The sequence below is a fragment of the Kitasatospora sp. NPDC059599 genome, from assembly GCF_042735125.1.
In the GTDB taxonomy this organism is placed as follows: Bacteria; Actinomycetota; Actinomycetes; order Streptomycetales; family Streptomycetaceae; genus Kitasatospora.
Map to the genome: position 1 here is coordinate 5259 of NZ_JBHWCL010000053.1, position 15211 is coordinate 20469.

The window sequence follows — 15211 nt, forward strand, 5'->3', positions numbered from 1 at the left end:
TCATCGACCAGCTGACCGCCTGGACCGGCGAGGACGCCGGAACCGCCGGGTGGTTCACCGACTTCGTCTCCCCCGGCCCCGAACGGCTGCGCGGCGAACTGGACGCCGTCGCCGTCCGGGCCACCGCCGCCGTCGCCGGGTTCCGCGACTGGCTGCGCGACACCTACGCGCCGGCCACCCTCGGCACCCCCGACGCCGCCGGCCGCGACCGCTACCGGATCGCCGTACGCCACCACACCGGCGCCGAACCCGACCTGGACGAGGCCTACGCGTGGGCCTGGGAGGAGTTCCACCGCACCGCCGCCGAGATGCGCACCGAAGCCGACCGCGTCCTGCCCGGTGCCGGAGCCCTGGAGGCGATGCACCACCTGGAACGGAACGGGCACGCGGTCGAGGGCGAGGAAGCGGTCCGCGACTGGCTGCAGCAGCTCATGGACGGGGCGATCACCGCCCTCGACGGCACCCACTTCGACATCACCGGCCCGCTGCGCCGCGTGGAGTCCAAGATCGCCCCGGCCGGGAGCGCGGCCTCGCCGTACTACTCCAGCCCCAGCCTGGACTTCAGCCGGCCCGGCCGCACCTACTTCCCCACCCTCGGGCGGGACTCCTTCCCCACCTGGCAGCTCGTCAGCATCTGGTACCACGAGGGCGTCCCCGGCCACCACCTGCAACTCGCCCGATGGGTCGCCCTCGCCGACCGGCTCAGCCGCTACCAGACCACCCTGGGCATGGTCAGCGCCAACGTCGAGGGCTGGGCGCTGTACTCCGAACGCCTCATGGACGAGCTGGGCTTCCTCGACGACCCCGCCCACCGCCTCGGCTTCCTCGACGAACAGATGCTGCGCACCATCCGCGTGATCATCGACATCGGCATGCACCTCGACCTGGCCGTCCCCGCCGACTCGGGCTTCCACCCCGGCGAACGCTGGACCCCGGAACTCGCCACCGAGTTCATGGCCACCTACAACGGCAGCCCCGCCGAACTGCGCGACAGCGAGATCGTCCGCTACCTCGGCTGGCCCGGCCAGGCCATCGGCTACAAGCTCGGCGAACGCGCCTGGCTCCAGGGCCGCGAAGCCGCCCGCCGCCGCCAGGGCGCCGCCTTCGACCTCAAGACCTGGCACATGAAGGCGCTCGCCCAGGGATCCCTCGGCCTCGACGACCTGACCGGCGAACTCGCCGCACTCTAGGACCCGATGTCGGACCCGCGTCCGAGGAACGTCGCAGGACCTTCGCCGAACCCCACGGAGATCCCCACCTGCTTTCACCCCACCGTGGGGTTTGGCTCAACGAAGTGCCACCCGGGTGCCGAGAAGGCAAGAGGGGTGGCGGCGCTGAGGGCCGCCACCCCTCCCCACCGGATCCACCCCTCCCCACCGGATCACCGGGACTCCAGGAACTCCCGAACCGTGCACGCCAGTTCGTCGGCGGCGGTGACCGGCAGCAGGTGGTCGCCGGCCAGCTCGACGGCCACCGTCGCGGGCCGGCGGGCGACCATCTCAGCCGCCTGCCCGGCCGGCACGACCCCCTCGGTGCCGCGCACCAGCAACGCGGGGCAGTCACTCGCCGTCCAGTCCGCCCAGTGGTCGCCGTGGACCAGCTCCTCCGAGTCGTACATGTCCTCCGGGTGGAACGGCAGCCGCCAGCCGCCGTCCGCGTCCTGCCGCAGCCGGTCCGCGAAGAACGGCGCCGCGGGCCCGAGCCCGGCGACCAACTCCTCCCGGCTCGGCGCCCTGTACGCCAGCCCCAGCAGGAAGGCCAGCGGGTTCGGCCCCTCCAGCCCGAGCACCACCGGCGCCTCCACGTTCACGAGCGCCTCGACCCGCCCGGGGTGCCGGGCGGCGAACTGGTAGGCGTTGATCCCGCCGAGCGAGTGCCCCACCAGCACCACCCGCTCCAGCCCCAGGTGGTCCAGCAACGCCTCCAGGTCGGCCAGGTAGCCCTCCCGCGAGTAGTCCCCGGCCCGCTCCGACTCCCCCTGTCCCCGCTGGTCCGGCGCGATCACCCGCCACCCGCCACCCAGTTCAGCCGCGAGCCGCCCCCACACCGCCCCCTCCGACAGGTGCCCGTGCAGCGCCACCAACGGCCGGCCGGTCCCACCGAAGTCCAGGTAGGACAAGCGGCGGCCCTCGATGACCAGTTCCTCGCGGACGACGTCGTTCATTCCTGGTTCCCCCTCGCGCAGCGGCTGATGGGACGACCGTACGCCCGATTCACACGAATGTGCAAGACATATGTGCAAGACAATCGTCCAACCCCGGGAGGCAACACCCGAGCACGCGTCGGACGGCCGCTGCACGCTGTTCCACGCCGTCCACGCCGACGTCCCGGACGACCAGCAGAACGACGTCCTCCGGAAGGTCCGGGACCTGCTCACCGGCGAAGGACTCAAGGTCACCGAGTACCGGGAGAACTCGGCCGACAGCCCCTCCGCCCAGCCGATCGCCGCCTTCTCCGCACGGCACCCGAGCAGCCGGTACGTGGTGGACGTGGACAGCACGAAGGGGCACAACCGGATCTCCCTCGCCGTCCGCACGCCCTGCCTGATCCCTCCGCCCGACTCGCCGTCCCCCTCCCCGACCGGCACGCCCTAGTCCTCCTCCTCCCGCCCGCGGAAGGCCCGGCGGTACTCGCGCGGGGCGACGCCGACCCGGGCGGTGAAGACCGGGCGGAGGGAGACGGCCGAGGTGAAGCCGCAGCGGGTGGCGACGGTGTCGACGGGGAGGTCGGTCTCCTCCAGGAGGCGCTGGGCGGTGAGGACGCGCTGGTCGAGGAGCCAGCGGGTCGGGGTGGTGCCGGTGGTGGCGGTGAAGCGGCGGGCGAAGGTGCGTTCGGACATCAGGGCCGCGGCGGCCATGCGCGGCACGGTCCAGGGGGTGTCGAGGGAGGCGAGGACCTCGGCCCGGACACGGGAGAGCGGGTCGTCGGCAGTGGGGGCCGGGACCGGGGTGGGGATGAACTGGGCCTGGCCACCCGCCCGGAAGGGGGCGGTCACCATGGAGCGGGCGATGGCCGCGGCGGTCTGCTGGCCGTGCGCGGTACGGACGAGGTGGAGGCAGAGGTCGATGCCGGCCGCGACGCCGGCCGAGGTCCACAGGCCGTCGCCGCCGGTGAAGAGCACCTCGGGGCGGACCGTCACCGCGGGGAAGCGGCGGGCGAGTTCGGGGGCGAGGGCCCAGTGGGTGGTGGCTTCGCGGCCGTCGAGCAGGCCGGCTTCGGCGAGGACGAAGGCGCCGGCGCAGAGCGAGGCGATGGGGACGCCCCGATCGCGGGCGGCCCGCAGGGCGGCGAGGAGGGCGGGGTCGCGGTCGGCGCCCGGGTCCTCGACGCCCGGGACGACGACCAGGTCGCAGTCGGCGAGCGCGGCCAGTCCGTGGTCGGGGACGCGTTCCAGTCCGCCGCCCAGCCGTACCCGGGCGCCGTCGGGGCCGCAGACCCGCAGGTCGAAGGCGGGCAGTCCGGGCCGGGTGGTCCGGTTCGCCCAGACCTCGCCGATCACCGCGTAGTCGAAGGTCCGGACGCCGTCGAAGATCAGGCAACCCACGGTTCGCATGGCAGGACCCTACGGCAGACCGGTGGCAGAAACCTATCGATGGGTGACATCTCTGCCTCTCACGGCCCCGGCACCCACCCGAGCACGATGGACACATGACGAACACCGACGCCTTCGACGCCCCGCTCACCCTCGACCCCGACGCGGTCCTGCTGCTCATCGACGTCCAGAAGGGCTTCGAGGACCACGAGTACTGGGGTCCCCGCGACAACCCGCAGGCCGAGCAGCGGATGGCCGAGCTGATCGCCGCCTGGCAGGCCACCGGCCGCCCGGTCGTCACCGTGCAGCACGCCTCCGCGGCCGGGCCGCTGGTCCCGGGCACGCCGGGGTACGAGCTGAAGGACTTCGTCGCCGGGCTCACCCCGGACCTGCACATCACCAAGACCGTCAACAGTGCCTTCTACGGCACCCCGGACCTGCACGCCTGGCTGCAGGAGCGCGGCGCCCGCCAGCTGGTCGTCACCGGGATCATCACCAACGTGTGCAACGAGACCACCGCCCGGATGGCCGGCAACCTCGGCTACGACGCGATCTTCCCGACCGACGCCATGCACGCCTTCGACATGACCGGCCCCGACGGCACCACGCTCACCGCGGCCGAACTCGCCCGCGCCACGGGCACGGTGCTGCACGCGATGCGGTTCGCCAAGGTGGTGACGACGGAGCAGGTACTGGTGGCGGCCAAGGCCTGAGGGCCGGAAGGCTCAGGCCCGGAGCAGCGGCTCGTACGCGTTGCCCTCCTCGGCGTTGAGCAGCACGTACGACGCCCCGAGACCGAACGCGACCTCCCGCAGCCGCGCCAGCGCCTCGGCCTCGGACGGGACTTCGAGGCCGAGCGCGGCGGCGGCCGCGTCCCGGTCGGCGTAGTGCCCGGGCTCCTCCTCCAGGTAGTCCTTGGCGGCCTCCGCGCTCTCCTCCACCGTCAGCCGCCGGCAGTCCCGCCACCACGGCACGGCCAGCAGCAGCCGGACCAGCTCCGGCACCCCGACGGCCAGCAGGGCGGCGCCGCCCTCGGAGTCGGCGTACAGGACGGGCCGTTCCTCGCCGCCCTCGCCGCACAGGAAGTAGGTGCCGCCCCCGCCGTCCTTGGCGACCGGCTCCAGGGCCTCACCGGAGGCGAGCACCACCTCCTCGACGTGCTCGTAGCGCAGGGAGGGGTCGAACTCGCCCGTACAGGTCAGGTAGTCGGCCGCGGTGTCGTTGGCGCGGATCGCGTCGAGGAGGGACATGGCGGCCACCCTACGGCGCACCGCCGACAGCCCCGGGCCGCCCGCACGCCCCCACCACACGGGCGGAGGGCCGCCCGGCCGGCGGCGCTCAGGCCGCCAGCCGCTCCGCCAGGAACTCCTCCCAGGTCCGCCGCCCGTGCTCCGCCCCGGCCGGGGCCAGGTTGTCCCCGGCCCGGTAGGCGCGCCCGACCTTGCCCGGCACCCGTACCGGCAGCTGCCGACGGCTGCGGCCCCGGGCCTGCAGGTACCGGCAAGTCAGCTCGCGCATCTCGTACACGGCGGGGCCGGCCAGGTCGGGCACCGCCCCGGCCGGTTCGGCCAGCGCCAGTTCGACCATCCGGGCGGCGACTTCGCGCACGTCCACGGGCTGCCAGCGGACGCCGCCGGGCGCGGGGACGACCGGCAGCTTCGCCAGCTTCTCGACGACGGTGAACGCCAGGTCGTGGAACTGGGCGGCCCGCAGGACCGTGTACGGCAGGCCGGAACCGGCCACCGCCTCCTCGGCGGCGTGCTTGGCGCGGAAGTAGCCGAGCGGGATCCGGTCCGCGCCGATCACCGAGATGTGGACCAGGTGCCGCACGCCGGCCTGCCGGGCGGCGGCGACCAGCAGCCGGGTGGCGGCGTCGTCGCCCTTCGGGCCGCCCGCGAGGTGCAGCACGGTGTCGACGCCGGCCAGTGCCCGGTCCAGCCGGGCGGCCGTCTCGGCGGGGTCGCCGAGCAGGTCGACGCACGCGTGGGACACGCCGTCGGCGGCGGGGCGCTCGTGCCGGCTGAGCACGCGCACCGGCCGCCCGGCGGCGCGCAGCAGCGGTACGACCTGCCGGCCGAGGGTGCCGGTGCCGCCGGTGACGAGCACGAGGCCGTCCGCCGCGGGCCCACCGTTCGCCGGGTTGTTCGTCACGGTCGTCTCCGATTCGTCCCGGGCGGGGAGTTGATCTCCCCGCCGCAGCCGTTGTTGGGTGGCTCCTGCTGCCCTGACCCCCGGCGACGAAGGAACGTGACACGTGGACGACGCGGTGGACGAGAAATCTGCCCGGACCGTGCTCTTCGAGGAGCAGCGCCCGCACCTGCGCGCGGTCGCGTACCGGATGCTCGGGTCGGTCAGCGAGGCCGAGGACGCCCTGCAGGAGGCGTGGCTGCGGTACGACCGCACCGACACCTCGGAGGTGGCGAACCTCGCCGGCTGGCTGACCACGGTGGTCTCGCGGGTCTGCCTGAACCTGCTGCGCACCCGCGCGCTGCGCCGCGAGGAGCCGCTGGAGCCGGCCGGGCCGGGCGGCGAGCCGGGGCCGCCGCGTATCCCGGACCCGCTGCTGCGGCGCGAGGGCGTGGCGGACCCCGAGCAGGAGGTGATGCTCGCGGATTCGGTGGGGCTGGCGCTGATGGTGGTGATGGAGTCGCTGTCGCCGGCCGAGCGGGTCGCCTTCGTGCTGCACGACCTGTTCGCCGTGCCGTTCGACGAGATCGCCCCGCTGATCGAGAGGACGGCGGCGGCGACCCGCCAGCTGGCCAGCCGGGCCCGCCGCAAGGTGCAGGGGCAGGCGCCCGCGCCGGACCCGGACCTCGGGCGGCAGCGGCTGGCCGTGGACGCCTTCTTCGCGGCCGCCCGCGACGGCGACCTGGACGCGCTGGTCGCCGTGCTCGACCCGGACGTGGTGCTGCGCTCGGACGGCGGGGCGGTGCTGGCCCGGCACACGGTGGTGCTCTCGGGCGCCGCCACGGTGGCCGGCCAGGCCGTCCTGTGGGGCACGCTGTCGCCGTTCGCCCGCCCGGCGCTGGTCAACGGCACGGCGGGGGCCGTGGTGATCGGCGACAACGGGCGGGCGCTGTCGGTCATGGCGTTCACGGTCGTGGACGGCGCGATCGTCGCGATCGACGTGCTCACCGACCCCGAGCGGCTGGCCGCGCTGGACCTCTCGGACTTCCGCGACCGGTAGGTGCCCGGAGCGGGCCGGAGCGGGCGGGAGTGGGGCGGGCGGGCGACCGCCCTCCCGCTCCCGCCCGGCCGCGGTCAGCGCCCGACCGCGCCGTCCAGCTGTTCGCGGATGATGTCCGCGTGCCCGGCGTGCCGCCCGGTCTCCTCGATCATGTGGACCAGGACCCACCGCAGCGACGGCCCCTCGGCGGCGTCCGGCCGCAGGGAGCGCACGCCCGGCCGGTCGAGGTCCGGGGCGGCCGCCGCCACCGCGTTGGACCGGGCGATCGCGTCGCGGTAGGCGGCGACCTCGCCGGCGACGGTCGCGCCGTCCAGCGGGACGTCGTCCGACGCGCGCGGCTTCTCACCCTCGCCCCGGTAGGCCCACGCGAACCAGTTGTGCTCGACCACGGTCAGGTGCCGCACCAGCCACAACAGGCTGGTGCCGGAGGCGACGCCGGGGCGGCGGGCGTCCTCGTCGGAGAGCCCCTCGACCTTGGCGATCACCGCCCCGCGCAGGTAGTCGAGGAAGGCCAGCAGAGTGGTGGGCTCGTCCGCGTTGGTGCTCGGCGGGCGGGTGTCGGTGAGCTTGCTCGGCGCGGTGGCCGCGGTGGCCGCGGTGGCCGCGGCGCTCCCGGCGTTCTCGGTGTTCTCTGTCACCGCGCCACCCTAGCTATCACCCGCGCTGCGGAACACGGGGTTTGAACGTCCGTCACCGATCGCCGCCACCGGCCGGCGTCACCAACCCTGCGCCGCGACCCAGTCCGCGAGGTGCCGGGCGCAGTCGTCGACCGACTCCCGCCAGCTGTGCCCGGCGCCCTCCCCCGCCTCGTCGCTGACGTGCTTGACCAGTCGCACCGGCACCCCGGCCCGGTGGGCGACGGTGGCGACGGCGTAGCCCTCCATGTCGACCAGGTCGGCGTGCTCGGCGAGCCGGTCGCGGGCGGCCGGGTCGGAGACGAACAGGTCGCCGGTGGCCAGGACCGGCCCGTCGCCCTTGCCGATGACCAGCGGGGCGCCGTACTGGCGTCCGGTGAGTGCCTGCAGGGCGGCCGTGTCGAGGTCGTGCTGGATCACCTGGACCACGTGGTGGGTGCCCTCCCAGCCGGGGCGCAGCGCGCCGGCCGTGCCCAGGTTGATCACCTCGGCGGGCTTCTGCCCGTGCGCGAGGACGGCGGCCAGGGCGGCGGCGGCGTTGACCTTCCCGATCCCGGTGAGCAGCACGGGCAGTCGGTCGTCCAGGTGGGCGGCCTCCTCGCGGACGGCGACGACGAGCAGCGGACGGTCGGGCGAGATCGTTCCAAGCAGGCGCATGTGTCCATCGTACGGAGCACGGGGGTGCCGCACCCGGGAGCGCGCGCCCACGAACGGAGCCCCGCGCTCCGCCTGTCGGGGGAACCGCGTAGGGTGCGGCCAGCGTCGGACGGTTCGCCACCTCTCCACACGGGCGACGCCGTGGATCACGGCACGGACGACGACCGGACCGCGACCGGACGGCGACCCGGGCGGCGGCGGAGCGGCGGACGGGCGAGCGAACGGGCGAGCGGACGGCCCGGGACGCGCGTGCGACCCGTGCGGAGGCGTGCGGAAACCGTGCACGACATGCTCAAGATCGGCGCAAGTCAGGTGTGGCCGGGGGGAGTCGCGGCCATACTGCTGCCATCGGCCGGGCCCAGGGGAACGGGTCCGGCCCCAGGGGAGGATGAGGCGGGTGGCGACACCAGTAGGCAACGGCGCTCCGGGCGCCGCGAACCCGGCACGGCCGGACCGGCCGTCGGGACCACCGGCCGCGGGGGGCGGCGCGCCGGTGCTCGTGAAGCCCGGCACGCCCCCGGCGGCCGTCCCGGGCGTGGTGCCGGCCCGGCGCTCCGGGGTGCTCGCCCCCACCGGCGTCCGCGCCCGGCTCGCGCAGGCCACCCGGACGGCGCCCGGCCGGCTGCGGCTGGCCGGGGTGGTGCTCGCGGTGGCGACGGTGGCGTTCGGCGGGCTCACCGCCTGGCAGTTGGAGACCAGGGCGCAGGCCGCCGACCGGGTGGTCTCGTACAGTCAGCCGCTCAGTCGGGACGCCGCCGAGATCCACCGCAACCTGGCCGACGCCGCCACCACGGCCGCGACCGGTTTCCTGCTGGCCGGTGCCGAGCCGAAGGACGTCCGGGACCGCTACGAGCACGACCTCGCCACGGCCGCCGAGCTGGTCGCCCAGGCCGCCGCCCGGACCACCGCGACCTCTCCCGCACAGGACTCGCTCGCCCGGCTGAACCAGCAACTCCCGGTGTACGCAGGCCTGGTGGAGACGGCCCGGGCCGACAACCGGCAGGGCATCCCGCTCGGCGGCGCCTATCTGCGGTACGCCTCCGAGCAGATGCAGACCGTCCTGCTGCCGGCGGCCGCGGAGCTGGCCGCCACCGAGAACGACGAGCTGGCGAACGACTACGCGGCGGCCAAGTCGGTGCCGTGGGGGGCGTACGGCCTGGCACTGATCACCCTGGCGGCACTGGGCTGGGTGCAGCTGACGCTGTTCCGCCGCACCAACCGGGTGTTCAACGTCGGCCTGCTGGGCGCCACCGCCGCCGTGCTGGCCGGGGCGCTCTGGCTCACCGTCGCCGGGCTGACCACCAACGCGGCGCTGAAGCGCAGCGACAGCGAGGGCGCGACCCCGCTGCGGTCGCTCAACTACGCCCGGGTCGACGTGCTGACCGCCCGGCTCTCGGAGAACCTGCACCTGGTCGCCCGCGGCTCCACCACCAAGTACGCCGACCAGTGGACGAAGGCCACCGAACACCTGGACGGGGCCGCGGTCAAGGGCGATCCGCTGGAGCGGCGCACCGGTTCGCTCCCGGAGGCCGTCCGGCTCGCGCCCGCGGCCGCCCAGCCGGACGTCCGGGACGCGGTGCAGCAGTTCGACGAGTGGCACGACCGGCACAACGAGGCCCGGAAGCTGGAGGTCGACGACGCGAACTACCAGGGCGCCCTGGACGCGACCGTGGCGGCCGCGGCCGACGCGCACACCGCCGACGCGGCCTTCAACGCCACCGACCGGGCGCTCGCCCGGGCCGCCGACATCGAGCAGGGCCGGTTCGAGCAGTCCGCGAAGGGCACCGGCGGGGACCTGCGCACCGCCGCCGTCGCGGCCGCGCTGCTCGGGCTGGTGGCCGCGGCCGCCGCGCTGCGGGGCCTGGGCCGACGACTGGCCGAGTACCGGTAACGGGCAAGGGGGAAACGGACAGATGCGCACGAGAACCGTACGGACCAGGCCCTTCGCCGCCCTGGCACTGCTGACGGCCGGCGCCGCGGTGCTCGCCGGGGGCGGCCCGGTCGGCGCCGCGCCGACGACCACGACCGCCGCCGGCGCCGCGCCCCGGGCGGCGCAGCAGGAGGAGGGCCCCGCCGACACCTGCGACGTCACCAAGAGCGTGCCGCCGAGCACCGAGGACGGGCCGGCCGTGAAGGCCATCAAGGCCAAGCGCAGCCTGGTGATCGGCGTCGACCAGAACAGCTACCGCTGGGGCGCCCGCAACCCGAACACCGGCCAGATCGAGGGCTTCGACATCGACCTGGCCCGGGCGATCGGCGCGGCGATCATCGGCGACCCGGACAAGGTTGTGCTCAAGCCGGTGGCGACGGCCGACCGGATCGACGCGATCAAGAAGGGCCGGGTCGACCTGATCGTCCGCACCATGACGATCAACTGCAAGCGGATGGAGGACGTCGCCTTCTCCAAGCCGTACTTCAACATCACCCAGCGCGTCCTGGTGCCCAAGGCCTCCCCGGCGAAGACCATCGACGACGCGGTCAAGGGCCGGACGGTCTGCGTCGCCGACGGCTCCACGGCCCAGACCGTGGTCAACGGCATGAAGACCGCCGGACAGGTCGTCACCGTCGGGAACCAGCTGGACTGCCTGGTACTGCTGCAGCTCGGCAAGGCGGACGCCGTCATGACCGACAACGGCCTGGCGGCCGGCCAGGCCGCCCAGGACCAGACGGTGCGGATCGTGGACGGCGAGGCGCAGCCGGAGGTGATCGGCGTCGCCATGCTGAAGGAGAGCCCGGACCTGACCGCCCGGGTCAACCAGGTGCTGGCCGACTACTACGCGCGCGGCGACTGGGCCCGTTCGTACGAGCACTGGCTCAAGCCGTACATGCTCAACGACGCCGACCACTACTGGCCCGGCACGCGCTGAGGACCGAACGCGGGAGGGGCCGGGGACCGAACGCGGGAAGGAGCCCGGTCCGAACCGGGGGACGCGCCCGGGAAGGGGAACAGGAGGCGGACCGGGAGGCGGGCCCGGAGGCCGACCGGGGGCGCACGGACGACCACACGAACGACCGCGCCGGGGCACCGTTCGGGCGGCACGGGCCCGGGGCGTTGACACCGTCTTGACGCCCCGCGCCCGTTCCGCCCGAACGGTCACCGGCTAGGGTTCGGGACGATCACCGCGGGGAGACCCGTGGTGGACAGGGGGGTTGTCGTGGGATCGCCCGTCGTACGCGTCGGGATCGCACGCGAGGAAGGAAGGACACCGCGGTGGCGGCATCGGCTGGCCCGGTACTGAGCCGGGAGGAGGTGGACCGCGCGCTGGCGCGCCTCGGCGCGGAGCGGGACGCGGTCGAGTCGGCGCTGCTCGCCCTGCAGGACCACCCGGGCCTGCGGCTGCTGGACGGCGCCGAGCTGTCCGGGCGCACCCTGGAGCGCTGGTCGGTCGCCGGGAAGGGTCTGCCGCTGCTCTGGGCGCTGTTCGACCGCTACTCCGAGGCGTTGGCCTCGGCACGCGCCGTGCGGGCCCGCAAGGCCAAGCCCGGCGGACCCGAACTCGCCGAACTGAGCGAGCTGTTGACCGGTGACGCGGTGACCGTTCCGGGCGGTGCGGTGCCGGACGGTCCGCACCTGCTCGGCGCGCCCGCCAAGCTGGTCGAGCGGATCAGCCTGGACGCGCTGATGACCCGGATGAACTCCTGGTACGCGACCGTGCTGGAGGTGGTCAGCGCCGCCGACGCGGTCTGGTCCGCGTTGCCGGCCCGGATCGACCTGCTGCTGGCCGAGCTCCACCGGGTGCGGACGCTGGCCGGGTCGCTCGGCGTGCGGGCCGGGGGCCACCCGCTGGCCGACGACCTGGTAGCGATCGAGAAGGACCTCACCGAACTGCGCACCGAGGTGCACGGGGACCCGCTGGCGCTGTGGCGCCCGGCCCGGGTGCCCGCCCAGCGCGGCACGGTCCCGGAGGGTTCGGCCTTCGCCGGCCCCGCCGGGGTGGTCGACACCGAGCGGTTCGACCGGGCCGGGCGGGCGCTGGACGGCGTCCGGCTGGAGCTGGAGGACCTGCTGCGGCTGCGCGACGAGGCCGAGGAGCGGCTGCAGGGCGTCGGCGACCTGCTCCAGCGGGCCGACGCCACCCTGGCCGAGGCCCGCCGGGCGCGCGGCGAGGTGCTGGCGAAGATAGCGGCCAGTGACGTCCCGGCGGTGCCCGGCCCGGCCTCGGCGCTGCGCGAGCGGATCGTCGCGGCGCTGGACCTGCGCCAGGCCGGGCAGTGGGGCCGGCTGGCGCCGCTGCTGGACGCGTTGGAGGACGCCGCCGCCAAGGAGCTGGGCCGGGCCCGGCAGTCCCTCACCGAGGTGACCCAGCCGCTGGCCGTCCGCGCCGAGCTGCGCGGCCGGCTGGACGCCTACAAGGCGATGGCGGCCCGGCTGGGGGTCTCCGAGGACCCGGAAGTGATCGAACGGTACGAGAAGGCGCGCTGGCTGCTGTGGAGCGCGCCGTGCGACCTGCGGGCGGCGGCCGCCGCGGTGGCCCGGTTCCAGCAGTCCCTGCGGCCGGCCCAGACCGAGGCCGCGCAGGCTCAGGAGGCGGCCGGCCAGGCGCCGGTCGACGGACAGGTTCAGGGGGGCTGAGGTTGATGGGCGAGACGTGCGTACGGCCTGACTGTTCCGGCAGCGGCCGGATCGACGCCGACGGCTACTGCGACGAGTGCGGGCTGGCCCCGGCGGGCGGGACCACCGTGACGGCCGGGGCGTCCGCGGCGGGGACGGCAGCAGGAACAGCCGCCGGGCCGGCGACGGGAGCGCCGGCGGGGGCCGGTGCCGTCGGCCCCGGGTCGGCCTGCCCGCGCGACTGCTCCGGCACCGTCGACGCGGACGGCTACTGCGACGAGTGCGGCCTCACCCCGCCCGGCCCCGACACCGGCGTCACCCAGCCCTACGTCCCGTCCGCCCGGGTCTCCTCCGCGGCCTCCGGGCGCAGCGGCTCGGTCCGCTCGACCCGCAGCGGCTCGGCCCGCTCGATGTCCGGCCGTTCCCGCTCGCACCGCTCGACCCGCACCGGCAGCAGCCGCTCGGTCTCGGTGCGTTCCACCCGGGGCAGCAGCAGCGCGGGCACCCGCAACCGGCTGGGCGCCGGCCTGGTCACCGTGCCGACCGTCGAGACGGCCGATCCGGCCGCGGCGGTGCTGGCCAATCCCGAGGTGCCCGAGCGCAAGCGGTTCTGCTCCAAGTGCGAGGCCCCGGTGGGCCGGGAGAAGAACGGCCGCCCGGGCCGCCCGGACGGCTTCTGCACCAAGTGCGGCACGCCGTACTCGTTCACGCCCAAGCTGCGCCGGGGGGACCTGGTCGGCGGGCAGTACGAGGTGGTGGGCTGTCTGGCGCACGGGGGGCTCGGCTGGATCTACCTGGCGGTGGACCGGCGGCTCGACGACAAGTGGGTGGTCCTCAAGGGCCTGCTGGACACCGGGGACGAGGACGCGCTGGCCGCGGCCGTCGCCGAGCGGCGTTTCCTGGCCGAGGTGGACCACCCGAACATCGTCCGGATCATCAACTTCGCCGAGCACCCGGACCTGCGCACCGGTGCCACCGACGGCTACATCGTCATGGAGTACGTCGGCGGCAAGTCGCTCAAGGACATCGCCAACGACCGCCGCACCCCGGACGGCCGGCGCGAGCCGCTGCCGGTCGAGCAGGCGATCGCGTACGCCCTGGAGGCGCTGCCCGCCCTGGGCTACCTGCACGGCCGGGGCCTGGTGTACTGCGACTTCAAGATCGACAACGCGATCCAGAGCGGCGACACGCTCAAGATCATCGACATGGGCGCCGTCCGCCGCCACGACGACGACGGCCCGATCTACGGCACCATCGGCTACCAGGCCCCGGAGATCGCCACCGACGGCCCCTCCCCCGCCTCCGACCTGTACACCGTGGCCCGCACCCTCGCGGTGCTCACCTTCGACTTCCAGGGCTACAGCGGCATCCACCGCGACTCACTGCCCGGGCCGGAGGACGTCGAGGTCTTCGCCCGGTACGAGTCCTACTACCGCCTGCTGGTGCGCGCCACCGACCCGGACCCGGCCCGCCGCTTCTCCTCCGCCGAGGAGATGGCCGACCAGCTGACCGGCGTGCTGCGGGAGATCCTGGCCCTCCAGAACGACCGCCCCTACCCGGCACCCTCCACCCTCTTCGGCCCCGAACTGCGCGTCGTGGACACCGAGTTGGTGCTGCCCACCGAACAGGCCGGGCAGCTCCGGGTGGCCGGCCTGGACCCGGCCGGCGCCGCCCTCGCCCTGCCCATCCCCCGGGTCGACCCGAGCGACCCCAACGCCGGCTTCCTCGCCACCCTGCTCTCCCCCGACCCCGAGGAGGCGCTCGTCGCCCTGGCGGGCGCGCCCGTCGTCTCGGTGGAGAGCCGGCTGCGCGAACTGCGCGCCCTGCTCGAACTCGGCCGCCACCGCGACGCCGCGACCCGCCTCGACGAGCTGGAGCGGGACCACCCGGACGACTGGCGGGTGGTCTGGTACCGCGGCCTGACCGCCCTGGTCGGGGCCTGCCCGGACCAGGGCGGCGACGAACCGGCCGGCCCGCCCCGGGCGGCGGACCCCGAGCACCCCGAGGCGGACGGACGGGACACGGCCCTGCGGGCCGGCGCCGAGGCCTTCGACGCGGTCTACGACGCCTTCCCCGGCGAGGCCGCGCCCAAGCTGGCCCTCGCCATCTGCGCCGAACTGCTCGGCGACAGCGGCGACGCGGCCGAGTTCTACCGGCTGGTGTGGGCCACCGACCAGGCCTACCTGAGCGCCGCCTTCGGGCTGGCGAGGGTCCGGCTCGCCGAGGACGACCGCTCCGGCGCGGTCCGCGTCCTGGAGTCCGTCCCGGCCACCTCCAGCCAGTACACCGCCGCCCGGATCGCCGCCGTCCGGGCCCGGCTGCGCGAGCGCCCCGCCACCGACGAACTGGCCGGTGACCTCGGCGCGAGCTCCGCTCAGCTGACCGCGCTGCGGCTGGACGACCGCCGCCGCGAGGAGCTCTCGGTCGAGGTGCTCGGCGCGGCCCTCGGCTGGATCGGCGCCGGGTCGGCCGGGGCCGGGCCGACCGCCGACCTGGTGGTACTGGGACGTCCCGCACAGGAGCGGGAACTGCGCTTCGCCCTGGAACAGTCCTACCGGGTACTCGCCCGGTTGGCCGACCGGGCGGAGATCAGGATCGAGATGGTGGAGCGGGCCAACCGTGCCCGTCCCAGGACGTGGGTGTAGCCG

General features: G+C 74.9%; 14 protein-coding genes. 8 read left to right on the forward strand and 6 right to left on the reverse strand.

Annotation, left to right across the window (positions count from 1 at the left end; all coding sequences use genetic code 11):
• Window positions 1-1190 (forward strand): DUF885 domain-containing protein (locus ACFV04_RS19800; protein ID WP_380530619.1); only part of this gene is annotated, 1190 nt, incomplete at its 5' end.
• A 191-nt stretch (window positions 1191-1381) separates the two neighbouring features.
• Here ACFV04_RS19800 and ACFV04_RS19805 read toward each other — a convergent pair.
• Window positions 1382-2164: an alpha/beta fold hydrolase gene (locus ACFV04_RS19805; protein WP_380338852.1), complete on the reverse strand. Its 783-nt coding sequence runs from the start codon at window positions 2162-2164 to the stop codon at window positions 1382-1384.
• Window positions 2165-2234: 70 nt separating this feature from the next.
• On the opposite strand from ACFV04_RS19805, the gene ACFV04_RS19810 reads away from it, so the two are divergent.
• On the forward strand, window positions 2235-2594 hold the full coding sequence (locus tag ACFV04_RS19810) for a hypothetical protein (protein ID WP_380530622.1): 360 nt from the start codon (window positions 2235-2237) through the stop codon (window positions 2592-2594).
• Here ACFV04_RS19810 and ACFV04_RS19815 read toward each other — a convergent pair.
• A complete protein-coding gene (locus ACFV04_RS19815) occupies window positions 2591-3553 on the reverse strand; it encodes a GlxA family transcriptional regulator (protein WP_380530625.1) in 963 nt (320 codons plus the stop codon). The genes ACFV04_RS19810 and ACFV04_RS19815 overlap by 4 nt on opposite strands.
• A gap of 95 nt (window positions 3554-3648) precedes the next feature.
• On the opposite strand from ACFV04_RS19815, the gene ACFV04_RS19820 reads away from it, so the two are divergent.
• Window positions 3649-4245 (forward strand): cysteine hydrolase family protein, encoded by a 597-nt coding sequence (locus ACFV04_RS19820; RefSeq protein WP_380530628.1) that lies wholly within the window; start codon window positions 3649-3651, stop codon window positions 4243-4245.
• A gap of 12 nt (window positions 4246-4257) precedes the next feature.
• Here the strand turns inward: ACFV04_RS19820 and ACFV04_RS19825 are convergent, their stop codons facing one another.
• Both ACFV04_RS19825 and ACFV04_RS19830 read right to left on the reverse strand, forming a co-directional pair.
• Window positions 4258-4782, reverse strand: a complete 525-nt coding sequence (locus ACFV04_RS19825) for a hypothetical protein (protein WP_380530631.1) — start codon at window positions 4780-4782, stop codon at window positions 4258-4260.
• An 88-nt stretch (window positions 4783-4870) separates the two neighbouring features.
• Window positions 4871-5683: an SDR family oxidoreductase gene (locus tag ACFV04_RS19830; RefSeq protein ID WP_380530634.1), complete on the reverse strand. Its 813-nt coding sequence runs from the start codon at window positions 5681-5683 to the stop codon at window positions 4871-4873.
• 103 nt (window positions 5684-5786) lie between these two features.
• On the opposite strand from ACFV04_RS19830, the gene ACFV04_RS19835 reads away from it, so the two are divergent.
• Entirely contained in the window at window positions 5787-6719 is a 933-nt protein-coding gene (locus tag ACFV04_RS19835; RefSeq protein ID WP_380338841.1) for a sigma-70 family RNA polymerase sigma factor, read from the forward strand.
• Between the two features lie 74 nt (window positions 6720-6793).
• Here ACFV04_RS19835 and ACFV04_RS19840 read toward each other — a convergent pair whose 3' ends face one another.
• Together ACFV04_RS19840 and ACFV04_RS19845 are read right to left on the reverse strand one after the other, a co-directional pair.
• A complete protein-coding gene (locus ACFV04_RS19840) occupies window positions 6794-7357 on the reverse strand; it encodes a DinB family protein (protein ID WP_380530637.1) in 564 nt (187 codons plus the stop codon).
• A 78-nt stretch (window positions 7358-7435) separates the two neighbouring features.
• Complete coding sequence (locus ACFV04_RS19845) at window positions 7436-8011, reverse strand: nucleosidase (protein WP_380338836.1); 576 nt, start codon at window positions 8009-8011, stop codon at window positions 7436-7438.
• Window positions 8012-8504: 493 nt separating this feature from the next.
• Between ACFV04_RS19845 and ACFV04_RS19850 the strand changes: the two genes are divergently transcribed.
• The 4 genes from ACFV04_RS19850 to ACFV04_RS19865 all read left to right on the forward strand — a co-directional run bounded on the left by ACFV04_RS19850 (window position 8505) and on the right by ACFV04_RS19865 (window position 15208).
• The gene (locus ACFV04_RS19850) at window positions 8505-9902 is read left to right on the forward strand and encodes a hypothetical protein (protein ID WP_380530640.1); all 1398 of its coding nucleotides are present in this window, start codon (window positions 8505-8507) and stop codon (window positions 9900-9902) included.
• A gap of 22 nt (window positions 9903-9924) precedes the next feature.
• The gene (locus ACFV04_RS19855) at window positions 9925-10878 is read left to right on the forward strand and encodes a glutamate ABC transporter substrate-binding protein (protein WP_380530643.1); all 954 of its coding nucleotides are present in this window, start codon (window positions 9925-9927) and stop codon (window positions 10876-10878) included.
• 344 nt (window positions 10879-11222) lie between these two features.
• Window positions 11223-12584 (forward strand): hypothetical protein, encoded by a 1362-nt coding sequence (locus ACFV04_RS19860; protein WP_380338827.1) that lies wholly within the window; start codon window positions 11223-11225, stop codon window positions 12582-12584.
• A gap of 5 nt (window positions 12585-12589) precedes the next feature.
• On the forward strand, window positions 12590-15208 hold the full coding sequence (locus ACFV04_RS19865) for a tetratricopeptide repeat protein (RefSeq protein ID WP_380530646.1): 2619 nt from the start codon (window positions 12590-12592) through the stop codon (window positions 15206-15208).
• The last annotated feature ends 3 nt before the right edge of the window (window positions 15209-15211 follow it).